Here is a 16333-nt window from a genome sequence, read left to right on the forward strand (position 1 = left end):
CACCTTATTTAAAATAAATCAATCCAATATCTCTTTATGACGTTTCCATTCTTGATAAAATGCGAGATACCATGTATGCTCCTCCTTTTAGTTGAATCCGCCAGTGGAATGCATGACTTGTCCATTAATCCATTCCGCCTCATCTGTGGCTAAGAAGCCAACTAAACGAGCAGCATCCTTAGGTAAACCTACTCTTCCCATACTAAAATGACCAGCAAGCTGCTCACGGAGTTGAGGCGTCATCCAACCCGTGTCTGTTGGACCTGGATTTACTGCATTGACTGTGATGCCTTTAGGTCCTGCTTCTGCAGCAAAAGTGCGTGTGAAAGCATCAATGGCTCCTTTGGTTGTAGCGTAGGAGATTTCACCAGCCATTGGACCCAGAGACTGGCCAGATGTCATATTAATAATACGACCACCTGTTGATTGATTAAATCGTCTAGCGAATTCTACACTAAGCAATGCAACTGCCCTAATATTAATGGCATAGTGAGCATCCAGGGACTCTATCGTCATGGTGGTTAAGTCATCGTTAACGGAATAGCAAGCATTGTTCACAAGAATGGAAGGCTTGCCTAAATCTTGCTCAACCTTGTTTAATAAATCAACATAGCTTCTGGGTGTAGAAAGATCCAACTGTAAATGCTCACAACGAACGCCTAGTGAACGTATTTCCTTACAAAGCTGCTCCTGTTCTTCACTGTTACTTCCCCATGGCATTTTTTGATCGTAGTTAACCCAATGTGTAAAAAAAATATCAGCACCCTTATGTGCCAACTCTCTGCAAATTGCTGCACCTATGCCTATACGTCGACTTGCACCGGTTACAATTGCGATTCTACCAGTTAAACTTCCTGATTGGTTATTCATGAATACATGATCACTCCTAGTTCGGTTAAGCTCATCTCAATATAAGATTAAATCATACTTGTAAAAAGATAAAAGCCTGATTTCTCAGGCACATATTTGTGAAAAGGTGCTGTCACCATTTTAGAATAAATCCTTTAAAATCGTCTCCAATCGCACACCCCTTGAGGCTTTCAATAGCATTATATCATCTTGATTTACCATGTCCCTTAATGCTTTAGTTAAAGCTTCTTTATCCACAAACGAATGAACACGACCATTCTGAAATCGTTCTTCCGCTTCTACTGCGATATAGTTACCGAGTGAACCGACCGTATACACATAATCTATTTTAGCCGAATCCAACTGCCTCCCTATTTCCCGATGGAACTCCTCTTCTTGCTCACCGAGTTCGAGCATATCACCTAAGACGACAAACTTCCTTGCATAACCGGTTAAATCTTCAAATGTTTTTATTGCAGCTCTCATGGAATTAGGGCTTGCATTCCAAGCATCATTAATGATGGTATGACCTAAGGGAGAAACTACCTTTTCCATTCTCATCCCGGTTACGATCACATTGCTGAAACCCGCATTAACTTCAGATGGACCTACACCTAATGTTGTCGCGACAGCTAACGTTGCAAGTGCATTTGAGATATTATGTGCGCCAAGAATAGGCAGATTGAAAGAATCGCCACCTACTGTAAAAATAGAGCCTTCAGAGTTGGTTTGGATAGTACTAGCATAATAGTCATTAGAATCACCTTCACCAAAGCTAATTGTGGAAATTGATTTCTTCATTTTAGTAAGGGCATGGGTCAAAAGTGGTTCATCCCCGTTGTAGATTAGAACACCATGATCTTGTAAGCCATTTGTAATCTCTAATTTCGCGGCAGCAATAGCTTCCCTTGATCCAAGACTTGATAAGTGAGACACACCAATCATGGTTATGACCGCAATATCTGGCTGAGCTATTCGCGAAAGTCGATCGATCTGACCACGTTCACTCATCCCCATTTCAATGACGGCTACTTCTGAGCTCTTATCTATCTCTAAAATGGTCAAGGGGACCCCGATTTGGCTATTTAAATTCCCTGCTGTTTTATGAACGCGATATGTCGTCTGTAAAACGGAATTAATCATATCTTTGGTAGTTGTTTTGCCATTGCTGCCCGTAACAGCTATTACTTGTATGGATAATTCTCTCCTATAATTAGCAGCAAGTGTTTGAAGGGCAATCAAGCAATCATCCACGTAAATTAACGGCACATGGATAGGCGGGTTGGGATGATCCTTTTGCCATAGTGAGGCAGTCGCTCCTTTGGATATGGCTTCTTCCACAAAATCGTGACCATCCAAATCTCTAATGATGGGAATAAATAAGTTCTTACTCTTTACAGTTCTAGAATCGATTGATACGCCTTGAATCTTGAGGTCCTCGAGACCCACTGGAAGTCCACTTCCTGCTGTCATCGTTTCAATAACTTTTAGCTTATGGCAAATCACAGAACCACCACCTATCGCGATTGACTGAATCCAAGTATGTCTTTTTCCTACTATAAGGATATTCTTACTTAGGTCGTACTAAACAAATAAACGATATTATTTTTATGAGTTGACATGACCTTAAAACAGCTCGGATGAAATCACATTCGGATATTGTTCTAACATATGTGCAAGCATACGTAAGTGTCCAAATGGTTTCAAAGGTAATTGTCCATTTATGTTTTGCGCGAATATGACTTTTCCGCCTGAGGACCTGAATTCATCTAATGTGATGGTTTCCGAACATAGTCGGATAACATCTTTGCGTGTTACTAGCATTAAAGCTTTCGTCTCCATGCTGGGTATGGGTTCGTCATCAGATGTTGCTAGGAAAATCGGTGTTATGCTCGCCACGGAATTCTGATGTCCGATAATCAATGGGCGTGGTTCAATGTGTATGTGTTCAAACTCAAGAATAGGTGCTAGCTCGATATCAATGTCGAACCTGGTGTTAGGACAATAAAAAGTAATTAATGGCATTAATGAAGTGATTCGCATTTGTGACTCTTCAAGCACCTCACGTTGAGCGCATTCCCAAGCAGATTCTGTCCCCTCTCTATGCCCGCCTAGTCTGACAATAGCTAATGCGAATTGATCCTCAGTAGGCCCCATCATAAACACCATTCGCTTATTGGAAAGGACAAACGCTCCCGCTTTCTTAACTACCTGTTCGTTCATTCCATCATCTCCACCTAGATACTGTGTATTGGCATACTTTTCAAGGATATTGAAAAAGAGCACGATTCCTTTATAGAATCGTACTCATCGTGTTAACCTTTCAGGTGGATCAAGCCGGGTAGATCTTGTGCATCCAGCTCGCGCATGGAAAGCTTAGCTCCGATGGATTGAAAGCTGCCGATTACGTCCTCATAACCGCGCTCGATGTGCTCAATGCCAGTAATACACGTGTTACCCTCAGCTGATAAACCAGCTAGTAACAGGCAGGTCCCGGCACGCACATCCGTCGCATGCACCCAGCCGCCATGCAGGGGAACACCTCCGCGGAGGATGGCACTCTCATGGCGCAATTCAATCTCTGCGCCGAGCCGTCGTAATTGTGCCACGTGGGCTAACCGTTTCGGAAAAACGCGATCCGTCACGATGCTCTTCCCCTTGGCCTGCAAGAGAAGTGCGGTCATTGGTTGTTGTAGATCCGTCGCGAAGCTGGGATACATGCCTGTACGGATCCGCGTTGCTTTCAGTGATCCTGTACTATAAGCGGTAATGTGGCTCTCGCCGCATTCCACATGAATCCCAATCTCCTCCATCTTCGCTAGGCAAGAGCCAAGATGCTCAGGGATGACATCTTGAACAGTAACCTGCCCCCCATTCAGCCCTGCGGCCATCAGAAAAGCCCCTGCGATCAGCCTGTCTGGTATGGTCACGTGGGTTCCCCCATTTAGATAGGAGACGCCGTCAATTCGGATTCGGTCGGTTCCCGCCCCATAAATCTTCGCTCCGAGCCGATTCAGGAAGACAGCCGTATCAACTACTTCCGGGTCCATAGCAGCGTTATGCAGTTGTGTCCGACCTTTGGCTCGCACGGCCGCCAACATCGCATTAATCGTCGCGCCCGAGGTAATCGTATCGAAATAAATGTCTGCGCCCTTCAGTTCGGCAGCTTCTACTACGAAATAATCATTGAACATTTGAACTTTTGCGCCAAGTGCTTGAAACACCTTGATATGTTGATCGATCGGTCTTGAAACGAAATCGTCCCCTCCCGGGAAACCGATCGTGACTCTGCCGAATTTGGATAATAATGCACCTGCAAAATAATAGGACGCTCTATAACTCGATGCCTTACCTGGATCTATCACAGCACTGTGGATCATGCGTGGGTCGATAACGACTTGTCTACCTTCTTGTGTAAATTCCATACCGATGTCCCGGCTAATCCCCGCAATAATACTGACATCATCAATAGATGGAATACCACCTAGTGTTACGATATCGTCTGCCAGACAAGCGGCGGCAAGAAGAGCAAGTGAGCTGTTCTTAGCACCTTGTATATGTACACTTCCGTTCAAAGGGCCTGAATATGTTGTCTGTATATATTTCATGCATGTATACCTACTTTCGTCATAACGAAATCAATTCTGATTCCAGCACATAGCCGCTACCACGCACAGCGCTAATCAGAAAGGTGTCTTTGCCGTATTTTTTGCGTACGCGGTATATCAGTGCATTCAATTCGTCGAAGGAAACATCCGAAATACCCCCTACTCCAGGTAAACGTTCCGGCCATACGTTGGATTTGATCTCCTCAAGTGTAACGAGTTGGTTCGCTTTCTGATGAAGCAAACGAATTAGCAAATATTCTTTTTCTGACATGGGGATTCGCTTACCATCTACCACGCACTCCCTTTTCTCCCAATGAATCGTTAGTGGTAAATCCGGGATTTCGAGCTGCCTAGTGATGCTGAGTGGTTCAATTTCAAGCGTTTGATCCGCATACATATAAGAAAAATGGAGGACACTCATCCCCTTCGCGAGCCTAATGATATCAAAATTATGTAGCGGATACGGGGTGTGTGGTTTTATTGTTACACCGTTAATCTCCGTTCCGTGACGGCTACCCAAATCGTAAAGCACGGCCTTGTCTTGCTCCTTGAGAATGATGAAGTGCTGCCGTGAAATAAATGCGTTTGTAAAGGCCAATTCAGGAGTGAACTGATTGGATATGCGACCGACGAGCGTTTTGACAGCACTTAGATTCACACATGTGCCAGATCGATATGGCTCGCCGCGAATAACGTACAGACATGCAAAGTCTTCTTCCATATTTGTACCTCCGATTGCAATCTGGGGGATGTTACCATAGTTTATCGTAACCCAAATTGACGATGAATAAAATTACTTTTTACTGACGGCTTCCTCACATTTCGGTAACATTATGGTATAGTTTATTTTACAAAATAAGGTTCAGTAGACTGGAGTTGATCGTTTTGCGTATTGGAATAGACTTAGATAATACCATTCTTGACGCTACTTCTTCGCACTTGCACTACTACAACTTAGCATCTGGCTTATCATTCACGCCGGACGATGTCAATGATTTTTACATCTATCGCCTATATGGCTGGAGTTCGGAAGAACGTGAGGTAGTCATTCGCCAATACGGACATGACATCCATTGGAATTCGCAACCCTACCCCTTGGCAATTCAAGCGCTATACCAACTCTCACAAAACCATCATGTTGCGTTTATTACTGCTCGCCCCGAAAAATTCCGTATAGTTACGACTGACTGGTTGAATTTGCACAAATTTATGTATCATCATATCACTTTTACCGAGAACAAACTCCAAGCCTGCATGGATCTAAAAATTGATGTCTTGATTGATGATGCGCCGCATTATGCGGAGGAGTTTGCCAATCAGTGTAAACCCGTTATCCTCTATGATCATCCTTACAATAGACACATAACCAACGACAAGGTCTATCGCGCTGCAGACTGGCATGAAGTAAAGAAGCATCTCGATCATTTATCTATCGATTTTATGGATCGCTAATTCGTTCTCCTTCGAAAGGGAACTACAAAAAAAGCCATCCTCAAGTAGATGAATCTACTTATTAGACAGCCTTTCCATCTTAAGTGTTCATAATGGCTTCAGCAAAAGCAATATTTTCTAAATTTCGTCTATATTCCTCAGGGGTAGCTCCGTCTTCAACGCTCCAGCAGGCTCCCATTGCCGTTTCTACATATAAGCATTCTTTTAAAACTCCCGTTGGAATATGAAGGTGCTTCGCTAAATAATCTATGATTTCAATGATTTTTTTAAAACGTTCCTGTACTGCCAATTGTTCAAATTCATTTAATAGGAATCGTGGAACATCAAATATAGGATCACCAATGACACCTTTAGGATCGATGATGATGTATTCTTCATTCGTAGTAAGCAATATATTATCATGATGGAAATCGCCATGAAGCAGCATCTGCTGCGAATACGAAGATGAGAGTGAATTGCATATTTCATTTGCTTTTTGCATGTACACATACATGTCTTTACAATCTTCTCGCTTACTCATGTAATCAGTTATTCTTCTGACCCAATTCGTATACGTCGGAAATATGTCAGCGTTTACTGGTGTAATATGCAATCCTTTATAAAGGGAGCAAAATACAGACAGTCTTTTTTCGAGATCAGACTCATTCCTTAAAGATGTACCTGGTTGCACACATTCTTCAAGTAGGATACCTCTGTCAATGTCAGCTTCAAACACTTTGCAAAATCTTCTGTTCGTATACTGAATCAAAGCATTAACTTCTGTATGAAGACTTGTTGGATTACCGATTTTTAATACAGCCCTTCCATAGCGAGCTGAAAAGCATGTCAAAACTATATTTGCGGAATAAGAAGGGATAAACTCAAAAGAGTCTAACTCCCACTTATTAGAATAAGTATCAATATCAATCAATACCTTATCATAAAAATCCTTGCCAAACCGGTAAATGATATGTTCGATCTCATTTTGCCTGAAATAATAGTGCTCTTTCATCTGAAGTGACAACCTCCAACTGTATCCATTCAAGTTTTAACCATGTTCTTGAAGAAAATGCAATGCCTTACGAAGATAAAAAGACGGTGCATCTCCCAACTCGTAATGCGATCTTTCCTCAGTGTGATGCAAGATAGATTGGTAACTTATTGCGTGATGTATGGCATGTACGACCTCGCAGAGTGACCAGAGCTCTTGCAGACGATTCATTGGCTCGAAACGGGTCCACTGTTCCAAATATACATCTCTCAGTTGATCACGTAGCGTTAAATCACTCTCGTCAAAAATAAGAAACATATCCATAAAAGGATGCGCTACAGATGCATCTGTCCAATCGATGAAATTAAGCTTGTCATTTACAATTGTAACATTTCCAAGATTGAGATCACCATGAATTAATGTGGATGGGACAGCGTATTCGGTAAGCTTTGCATGCATCTTCGAGATGATCCATCCGGTTGAATTGTACATGTGTGAGGTCTCCCCTACTCACCCATTTTCCCACAGTTGATATTTCGTTCATGCTGAGGTTCTGCAATAAAAAAATTCCCTCTGTTACACCCAATAGCACACTTTCTGTCATAGAAACATTCCTATATGCGACAACAGGCTCCCCAAACATTTGTGACATTACTTGCGTAGCTAAGACTGTTGTGATCTCACCTTGCACGCTCGTACCGTGAAGACACCATGCTTCATATTCTTTTCGTATAAATACCTGACCTTTGTTAGTAGGGTGTAGCAGTATCCCATAGATTACATTTTCATTCTCCATAATGATAGTAACCTACCTTCCTGGAACCTACATCAGTTATAATCAAAGAATTTTCTCAAGTTCAATTTCATCACGTAACGGTATATCGAAGAAACCTATTAGGGGGATTGTGGTTTTTAGCTTCCTAGCCTCGGTGACGGCATCGGGATATAGTGCGACTATTCGGTACCCTTTGCGTTGATAAAATCTCAGGGCATCCACATTATCATTTGTAGTAATGACCCAGATGCGACTTATCCCCAATTGCTTTATCGTGTGTTCGACAGTTGCAATTAATTGGCTTCCTATACCTGAACCTTTGACTAGCGAGTTTATGCTCACTAACTCAGAGTAATCGATCCCTAGTCGGTACGTTGCTGCTCCAACGCGTACACCATTCGCCCAGGCGATGAGTGAATGCATGTCTTTAACATGATGCGTCTTGCCTTTAGATATGACAGTTTCGCCGCCAAACTCACTTATCCATAAATGAAGCAGCCATTCTTTATCGTTCTCATTAGCAGGAGCAAGAATGTCTATTTGATCGCCTTTATCCATGTTTATCACCTCTACTCAGTGTATTACATGACATACAGATTATGTAGGTTGATTAGGCAAATGATCTATCAAAAATCATCTAATTATCACTGTATCATCAGTGTAAATTTATGGGATAAGCTATACAATTAGGATGTTTCTAGTGACATACATGGCTAAAGATCATAAACATTTTCGGTTATTTTTCAGGAGGTTGCGATGGGAAGTTATCATTTCATTGGCATTAAAGGTAGTGGTATGAGTGCATTAGCGCAGATTCTATTTGATCTCAACCATAAAGTCCAAGGAGAAGACATTGACTCTTTTCTTTTCACACAAGTAAACCTCGACTCGCGAAATATTCCGCTTTACGCATTCGGTGAGGCGCCATTATCTCCAACTATGACGGTCATTGCTTCAAATGCCTTCGAAGATACACATCCCTCCATCGTAACATGCAAACAATTGGGGATTCCTGTTATACGATATCACAACTTCCTTGGTGAAATGTTGAAAACTTACACAAGCATTGCAGTAACGGGATCTCATGGTAAAACGACGACGACTGGCATGTTAGTTCATGCGTTAAGTGCTGATCATCCGCCATGCAGCCTCGTTGGAGACGGGACAGGTATTGGTCATCCTGATGCTGCTCAGTTTATTTTTGAAAGTTGTGAGTACAAACGTCATTTTCTTGCTTATCAACCTGATATAGCGGTTATTACTAATATTGACTTTGATCATCCAGATTACTTTACTGATATCGATGACGTTAGGAATGCTTTTGAGCAAATGACTGCCTTAACGACCAAACATATCGTTGCTTGCGGAGATGATCCACAAGTGCGTTTACTGTCTACAAACACAAATACACTATTTTATGGTTTTGGTAAGGATAATACGCTGAGAGCTTCAGATGTGACAGTTGATGAGGATGCCACATTCTTTAACGTTTTCTTCAATGAAACTGAGTTAGGTCGCTTTAGCATTCCGTTGTTTGGGAAGCATAGTGTGCTCAATGCCCTAGCTACAATTGGTGTAGCGCTCTTATTAGATCGAGACTTGGAAATTGTAAAAAAGCAATTGGCGTCTTTCTCAGGCGTTCAACGAAGATTTACAGAAAAACGATGGGGCAACAATATCGTAATTGATGACTATGCACACCACCCGTCTGAAATAAGAGCCACTTTTGAAGCTGCAAGAAGCAAATACCCTGGTAAAAGGGTCGTCGGCATTTTTCAGCCACATACGTTTAGTCGTTTAGAAAAATTAATGGACGATTTCGCCGATTCGCTAAAAGAAGCAGATGATATCTTCCTTTGTCCTATATTTGGATCTGCAAGAGAAGCAACTGGAAACATTTCCATTGATGACTTAAGAAACCTTATTCCAGATGCTCAATTGGTATCCGATCATTTTGTATCAGACTTAAATAAGTACAGCGACTCCATACTCCTATTCATGGGTGCCGGAGACATTCAAAAATATCAAGAGCTGTTATTGCAAAGATGATTTAAAGCAAATCATTATTGATCCCATTGCAGTTGAAGATCATTATTTTTCGCCCATATGCGCTAATAAAAACTCTTTGTCTTCAGGGAATGAGAATGGCAGTTCTTGTAATTGTGCAGAGGTCTTCCAAGCAATTTCATAGATAAGTCCATCTGGATCATGAATGCTTGGTTGTCCTCCTACAATTTCAATTTTAAAATATGTCACATTGAACGAAATTGGACCATATGTTCCTGCTTTACTTTTAATCTCTTGGATGATTTTACATCGATAACCCGTCTCCTCATAAACTTCTCGGATACAGCATTCTTCTAAGCTTTCGTCTAACTCTACACCGCCAGAAGGTACTGACCATCGTTTCTCTTCTTCTGGTTTACCCTGTAAAACCATAAGCAGCTGACGCTCAGAATTAACGCAAACAGCTGCAGCCCCGACCCATTTGTTCAAAGAACCTCCCCCTTATCTCATCGCTATAACCATCAATCATGACAGTGCAATGCCTATTACTTATTGTATTCCGGGTGATTATGTCTTTTACATCCGAACAAATAACAACCAGTCTTTAAGGAAGTTGTAAATTGATATGGAGGAATAAAACCTGTATTTATTTTGTCTATTATGTTTTCAAATTCTATCCTCTCATATCTTAATCTTTCCAAATCAATTTCATTAACACTTTCAGTACAAATGTCATCGCATTCTTGGTTATTCGCATTATCTATTTCGATTGTTTTTTCTTGCACACATTTTTTTATGATTTCAAATGCTTGGTCCAAATTATTAGTTTTTTTGAGTGAGTACATATATCGACTTACCCAATCTATCATTTTGTAATAGTTGTTCCATGATTTTTCAAACCAGTGAACAGCCTCATTAAAACATTTCAATTCAACATACAATTCAGCAACGTTTAGCTCCCCAACGAACTCATCGTCTTTTTCTGAAAAGACATCCAGTTTACTTTTTGCTTCATTCAAATCTCCAAGCTCAATTAAACATTGAATATGACTATACATCGCATAACTTGAGGGTAAAGCACTTTTCAAAAAACAAGCTGATGCTTCTTTCAACTCAGCGAGATGATAATAGGCTACACCTAAATTATTATAAGCTTCATGTGAAGGCTCAATGGCTAACGATTGCGTTAGAACATCAAGAGCCTCATGCCATTTTTCGAAATGTATGTATAATTCACCTAACAGGTTATAAGGAATAATAGAAGTAGGATTCAATGAAACAGCTTCTTTAGTAAGAACAAGTGCCGTCTCATAGTCGCCTTCCTCATGACTATATATCCAAGCAAGATTTGTTAACGACTGTATGTTTCTAGTCTCTACAACAGCTTGTTTGAATAAAGCAAAGGCTTCTTCATATTCATTATTTTCTAGTTTTTCAAGTGCTTTTTCATTTGTATTCAACGTATCCTCCTGAAAGTTCAATAACAGCTGAAGCAGTTATTGAACAACCTGCAATACCCATTTCTTGATTTGAGCAGCTACATCAGCCACATCAGCTACAGTCGTATCAACGATTGGCATTGGTGGGTTATATGCGGTATCCGCATTTTCAAATAACCATTTTGCAAATTTCTTATAGTCTTCAATCATTTCTTCTGGCCAATTTCTTGCACGTAATCGTTTCTCACGCGTCTTATCATCACAATGCAAATTCAAGTAGTATACATGCTTAAAATAAGGATAATCCACACATTTTTCAATATCCCAAGTCATTGCTGTTCCACATATGATCGTCATTCTTCCACTTTCAGCTGTATTTCGAGCCACTCGGAGCCAAACATTTCGTATTTGTTGCTCATCTGAAATGCCTACTTCGCGAAGATTATCAATATCAAAAATATCAAATTCAGGCATTATTTTTCGCAACTCATTGATAACGTAGGTTTTTCCCGATCCACTTGATCCAGTTACAATAAATAAGGGTACCTGCTGTTCCATAGTTGAAGTAAGTTCATTTACCAACGAATATTCACCTCCATTGTTACAAAATATGTCCTTAAAATTCTTCTTTTGAAAATTAATTAATGCTGTTAAATAATTTAGTTAATGCCATTAAACATATGTCATTTCGTCTACGGTTTCTTTTTTCTTACAAATCTTATAATCAAAAACACAAACAATACCACGACAGCTATTAAAAATATCTGGATAATTGCTGTAGACCATTCAAAATGCATGCGATCACTCCATCCGTCCATCAGTTTACGTTCTTACTAGCATGAAACAATACTACGGCTTGAGGTTTAAACAACGTACCGCCATTTTCTTCAATCGCCTCTTTGATTTCCTCAAACAATGCTAATCGCACATCTTCGGGAATGAGTCTATGTCCGGAATTCGTGTTTAATAATGCGACATATTCATTAGGTGAATAAGCATGATTGCAGATATATTGCTTCACTTCTAATTCCTTAAACAGGCCATCCTTTAACGTTAACAATGACCTTTCTTCAATAATCTGTTCAATGGTTGGTTTCTTCGAATCATCCAGCTGCGGTGCATATCGTCTATAACTTGCTCGAATGCGATTAGAGACCTCATCAAAAGAAGGTACATGAACAGTCCAAAAGAATGCGATAGAGCCTTTGTCATTTAGCAAATTGAATACTTTCCGATAACCATCCTCTTGTGGCTGAATGAAGTGAAAAGCTGTACCCGATATAGCCAAATCAAAACTGCTCTGTTCACCCTGCCAAGTTTCAAATGGGGCATTAATTATGTTAACATTCGGGCATTTCTTAAATTTGTCGCGCGTAAATTCTGCTAATTGATGCCCTAATTCAATACAAGTCACATTATCAAAGCCTAAATCTACAAATCCTTTCGTTGCTTGACCTGTACCACAGCCAATTTCAAGTATGGAATCGTTTTTCGTTATAGCTGATAAATCCAGTATGTCGGAAAACAACTGATCTGGATAGCTTGGTCTAGACGTATCATATTCCTTTGCTATTTCATTAAATGTGTTTCTTCTTTCCATCTTCACAACCTCCTTGATATCAGTCTCTTCTATATACTTCCTATAATAATCAAAAGAGGAGCCTTATGTAATCCCCCTTTCTTTTATCGATCAGTTTCATGGTTGAGTTACTTTAACCTTTAATAACCTCGTCTTTGTAAACATCCCCGCACTCTCTAAAGTCCGCTTGGACGCCTCGTTATAATACCAACAGCCACAAATTGGAGTGTAATCATTCGCATAGCACCATTCTTTCAATTTCAGAATAATATTGCAATATTGAACTTACATTCACCATACCGTGAGTTGAATCTAGGGAGCAATGGAAAGTATGGCTATAGTTAATTATTTCCTGCTTTCTTCCCTCTAATGAGATCACTACTTTAAAAAAAGCAAAAATGCCGCATATCATGCGGCATTCCACTTGTTTACATATAAGCAAGATTGTAAATTTCTTCATCGGTTAATGCATGGTTGTAAATCGCTAATCCCCCGATGCTGCCGACAAAGAAATTGCCGATCTCATTGGAACGATTCACTGCACCAACAGTAAAATCTGCACCATCTTCGCCACCGTCGAAGAGCCCACCTGGATAATGATAAGGATTTCGAACGGGACGTTCATCTAATTTACCGTTTAAGTAAGACCTCACATACTCGCCGTCATAAGTAAACGCAATGAGATGCCATTCTTCTAGCGGAATTTCCGTGTTACCAATAGATGAATCCATACACCAACGATAACCAGGTGTCGGACCTCCTATGGAAGATACATGGCCACATACCTGCTGGCCGCTCTCCCAAATGGATAGATTCACAAAGAGTCCGTATTGCCGTTTCTTATTCGTTTCATTCCAGATGCCAGCAACAAATTCGCACTCATTATTCGATTTTCTTCTGCGTTTTACCCAAGCAACAACGGTTACTTTCGCATTCTCGCCATGAATGTTCAGTTCACTGAGTTCTTGACGTGGAATACGAAACCATTTCCCTTCCTCTAACAAAGCACTATACGGGCCGAAAATGCCTTCATCGTCTCTTTCTACCGCTTCAGAACCTTCCAGCAGAGCATATGGTTCTCTTCCTTTTGACATACGTGCTTGCCCAGGTTCCTCCTGGAAATCCCAAAATGTGACCAGATTCGGATGTTTGAGAATGATGTCCGTATTTTTCTTCATGTTTTGCAGCCTCCAGATGAACATTCCTTATTTCTTATTCGTTATTTCTTTTTCCCATACCAATCATTCATCGCCTCGATGGCAACTTTGCCGCCTTTGGCATTTAATTCTTGGACAAATTTATCAAATTCAGCTAGATCACGTTTACCCATAATAAATTTCAAAGCATTTTCTTCTGAATAGTTGCGCAGCTCAGTGAATTTAGAATCAAAAGCCTCGATCGAAGGTGCATATGCGGTTTCTTCACGATTCTGTTTAAATTTCAGCAATGGCTCATAGTAGGGCAAGAATCCTTTTACTTTCAAACGAGCATTGAAGCTCGGGTCAGTATCACCGAAGAAGTACAATGTCCGCCAAGGAATGTTGTTGCTTTGATCTGGCGTTTGCACGATTTGTCCATTGTCCACCTTGTAATCTTGACCTTCGATACCGTAAGTTAGGAATTTGTCAGTGTCAGCGTTCATGATGTAATTGATAAAAGCGGCAGCGCCTTCTTTGTTCTTCGCTTGCTTCGGAATTACGATGAAATTGCCTGGAGTACCCTGCTCTTGGAAGCCAGAGGAACCGTTTTTGCCGCTAACCGGTGCGATATACTGTAAGGTTCCGCTTCCTTTCTTATCCTTGATAGACGTGTCAATTGTCAGCGCATCGCCCCAATACACGGTGCTAAATGCAGCTGTTCCATTAATCATCTTGTCCTTGATGTCTTTATTGATAGCAAATTCTTGGTCAATCAAGCCTTCGGAATACCATTTCTTCATTGTCGTAAGGAACTCTTTATATTCCGGCTGCACCCATGCGAACTCTAGCTTACTATTTTTGACGACTGTTGTAGTGCCTACTCCGTAAGCAGCAGCGTAAGGTAAGAATGATGCCATAAACGCGCCTGGATTTCCACCTGTACCTGTTAGCGGTGCTATATTCTTTTTCTCTTTGATGGTCTTAAGCGTCGTATACATCTCATCCATGGTCGCTGGTTCTTTCAAATTGAGCTCTTTCAGAATGTCTGAACGCTCCAAAATGCCGTTACCTACCTGTTGTGCGACTCGAACTGGAATACCGTATAATTTGCCATCTAGTTTGGCGGAGTCAAGAATTTCCTTGGGCAGGAAGCTAGATAGACTAGTAATATATTGCTTAGCCAGATCGTCTAGCGGCTCAAACGCCCCTTGCTGTGCTAACTTGAAATAGTCCGATTTCCCAGGAATCCACATGACATCTGGCACATCGCCTGAAGCCAAAATGATCGATATCTTTTGGTTCGGGTTGTCCTTTGGCAGTGACTCGAATTTCACATTGAAACCCGATTTCTCCTTGAGTACATTCACCAACTTATTGTCGTTGATAGTGTCGTTACCTTTGAATTGTTCCATAGATGGATGATACGTGCGCATCACTTTTAAGTCCTTGTTTTTGATCGGTCCACTTGTACTTGCTGAACCAGAGTTCGTGCTAGCAGGTGATGCGTTATTGCTGCTACAGCCAATTGTAACACCAACCAGCAGAACGACAGACATTCCTAAAAGCACTTTCTTTTGAATTTTCATTGAATAGAACCTCCCCAATAGTGTTTGTATAAAGTAAACGGGCGTACTCGCAGGCTGGCCATTATCCTTTGACTGCGCCCAGCATAACCCCTTTGACAAAATAACGCTGAATGAACGGATATACCAAAAGAATTGGAACCACTGCACACAGAATTGCCGCTGCCCGAATCGTTTCAGGGGTGACATCGCGGAAAATATCATTCACAACCAGATCGGCTGACCTCTCATCGGTGACCAGTTGTAATAGAAACATCTGGAGAGGCATTAATTCCCGGTCAGTAATGTACATCATGGCTTGAAAGAACGCATTCCAATATCCAACTGCGTAGAACATGCCAACGGTAGCTAAGGCAGGGACAGATAATGGCAGGTAGATCGATGTCAAAATGCGCAAGTTTGAAGCGCCATCCATCCGAGCCGATTCCTCCAGGGAGTCTGGCACTCCCATGAAAAAGTTGCGAATTAGGATCATATTAAATGGAGCCAATGCAGTAGGCAAAATTAGTGACCATAGTGAGTTGAGCAACCCTACTTGCTTGACGACAAGATACGTAGGGATCAGCCCGCCGTTGAAGAACATCGTGATAACGAACAGTAACATCATAAAGCGCGTATACGGTAACCCCTTGCGAGAAAGCGGATAAGCCGCAAGTACGGTCAGAGCCATACTGATTACCGTTCCAACAACAGCAATGAACACGGAGTTACCAAATGAGTAGTAAAATTGCTTATTTGAAAGCACATATTCAAAAGATATCGTCGTAAATCCCTTAGGCCAAAATATGATGTCTTTCGATAGAACAAAAGCTTCACTACTGAACGCTTTAGCTGCAACATGAATGAAAGGCAGAATCATCGATAACGAGATGATTGAAAGAATGAACATATTGAAGTAATTAAATACGATTTCTCCTCTAGTACGAATCACA

General features: G+C 41.0%; 17 protein-coding genes. 2 read left to right on the plus strand and 15 right to left on the minus strand.

Going from position 1 to position 16333, the window contains the following annotated elements:
• Positions 1-87 precede the first annotated feature (87 nt).
• The 5 genes from AC58QM_RS20990 to AC58QM_RS21010 form a co-directional block, all read right to left on the minus strand.
• Positions 88-870, minus strand: coding sequence for an SDR family oxidoreductase (locus AC58QM_RS20990; RefSeq protein ID WP_497286800.1), 783 nt, complete (start codon positions 868-870; stop codon positions 88-90).
• Positions 871-990: 120 nt separating this feature from the next.
• Positions 991-2355, minus strand: a complete 1365-nt coding sequence (locus tag AC58QM_RS20995; protein ID WP_497286801.1) for a UDP-N-acetylmuramoyl-tripeptide--D-alanyl-D-alanine ligase — start codon at positions 2353-2355, stop codon at positions 991-993.
• Positions 2356-2475: 120 nt separating this feature from the next.
• On the minus strand, positions 2476-3072 hold the full coding sequence (locus AC58QM_RS21000) for an NUDIX hydrolase (protein WP_497286802.1): 597 nt from the start codon (positions 3070-3072) through the stop codon (positions 2476-2478).
• Positions 3073-3164: 92 nt separating this feature from the next.
• On the minus strand, positions 3165-4457 hold the full coding sequence (gene murA / locus AC58QM_RS21005) for a UDP-N-acetylglucosamine 1-carboxyvinyltransferase (RefSeq protein WP_497286803.1): 1293 nt from the start codon (positions 4455-4457) through the stop codon (positions 3165-3167).
• 19 nt (positions 4458-4476) lie between these two features.
• Complete coding sequence (locus AC58QM_RS21010; RefSeq protein WP_497286804.1) at positions 4477-5178, minus strand: FHA domain-containing protein; 702 nt, start codon at positions 5176-5178, stop codon at positions 4477-4479.
• 164 nt (positions 5179-5342) lie between these two features.
• On the opposite strand from AC58QM_RS21010, the gene AC58QM_RS21015 reads away from it, so the two are divergent.
• Positions 5343-5909, plus strand: a complete 567-nt coding sequence (locus AC58QM_RS21015; RefSeq protein WP_497286805.1) for a 5' nucleotidase, NT5C type — start codon at positions 5343-5345, stop codon at positions 5907-5909.
• 79 nt (positions 5910-5988) lie between these two features.
• Here AC58QM_RS21015 and AC58QM_RS21020 read toward each other — a convergent pair whose 3' ends face one another.
• The 3 genes from AC58QM_RS21020 to AC58QM_RS21030 all read right to left on the minus strand — a co-directional run bounded on the left by AC58QM_RS21020 (position 5989) and on the right by AC58QM_RS21030 (position 8212).
• Positions 5989-6900, minus strand: a complete 912-nt coding sequence (locus tag AC58QM_RS21020) for an aminoglycoside phosphotransferase family protein (protein WP_497286806.1) — start codon at positions 6898-6900, stop codon at positions 5989-5991.
• A gap of 36 nt (positions 6901-6936) precedes the next feature.
• A complete protein-coding gene (locus AC58QM_RS21025) occupies positions 6937-7371 on the minus strand; it encodes a phosphotransferase (protein WP_497286807.1) in 435 nt (144 codons plus the stop codon).
• 346 nt (positions 7372-7717) lie between these two features.
• Positions 7718-8212, minus strand: coding sequence for a GNAT family N-acetyltransferase (locus tag AC58QM_RS21030; protein ID WP_497286808.1), 495 nt, complete (start codon positions 8210-8212; stop codon positions 7718-7720).
• Between the two features lie 198 nt (positions 8213-8410).
• Here AC58QM_RS21030 and murC point away from each other — a divergent pair, with 198 nt between their 5' ends.
• Positions 8411-9703, plus strand: coding sequence for a UDP-N-acetylmuramate--L-alanine ligase (gene murC, locus AC58QM_RS21035; protein ID WP_497286809.1), 1293 nt, complete (start codon positions 8411-8413; stop codon positions 9701-9703).
• A gap of 42 nt (positions 9704-9745) precedes the next feature.
• Here the strand turns inward: murC and AC58QM_RS21040 are convergent, their stop codons facing one another.
• The 7 genes from AC58QM_RS21040 to AC58QM_RS21070 form a co-directional block, all read right to left on the minus strand.
• Positions 9746-10150, minus strand: a complete 405-nt coding sequence (locus tag AC58QM_RS21040; protein WP_497286810.1) for an NUDIX hydrolase — start codon at positions 10148-10150, stop codon at positions 9746-9748.
• A 56-nt stretch (positions 10151-10206) separates the two neighbouring features.
• The gene (locus AC58QM_RS21045; protein ID WP_497286811.1) at positions 10207-11121 is read right to left on the minus strand and encodes a tetratricopeptide repeat protein; all 915 of its coding nucleotides are present in this window, start codon (positions 11119-11121) and stop codon (positions 10207-10209) included.
• Between the two features lie 36 nt (positions 11122-11157).
• Positions 11158-11682 carry an AAA family ATPase gene (locus AC58QM_RS21050; protein WP_497286812.1) on the minus strand — a complete coding sequence of 175 codons (525 nt, stop codon included), beginning with the start codon at positions 11680-11682 and terminating at the stop codon, positions 11158-11160.
• Between the two features lie 235 nt (positions 11683-11917).
• Positions 11918-12700, minus strand: a complete 783-nt coding sequence (locus tag AC58QM_RS21055) for a class I SAM-dependent methyltransferase (RefSeq protein ID WP_497286813.1) — start codon at positions 12698-12700, stop codon at positions 11918-11920.
• 407 nt (positions 12701-13107) lie between these two features.
• Positions 13108-13857: a LamG domain-containing protein gene (locus tag AC58QM_RS21060; protein WP_497286814.1), complete on the minus strand. Its 750-nt coding sequence runs from the start codon at positions 13855-13857 to the stop codon at positions 13108-13110.
• Between the two features lie 41 nt (positions 13858-13898).
• Positions 13899-15404, minus strand: a complete 1506-nt coding sequence (locus tag AC58QM_RS21065) for an extracellular solute-binding protein (RefSeq protein WP_497286816.1) — start codon at positions 15402-15404, stop codon at positions 13899-13901.
• A 61-nt stretch (positions 15405-15465) separates the two neighbouring features.
• The gene (locus AC58QM_RS21070) at positions 15466-16332 is read right to left on the minus strand and encodes a carbohydrate ABC transporter permease (protein ID WP_497286817.1); all 867 of its coding nucleotides are present in this window, start codon (positions 16330-16332) and stop codon (positions 15466-15468) included.
• Between the last annotated feature and the right edge of the window lies 1 nt (position 16333).

Source organism: Paenibacillus sp. J22P165, assembly GCF_059692015.1.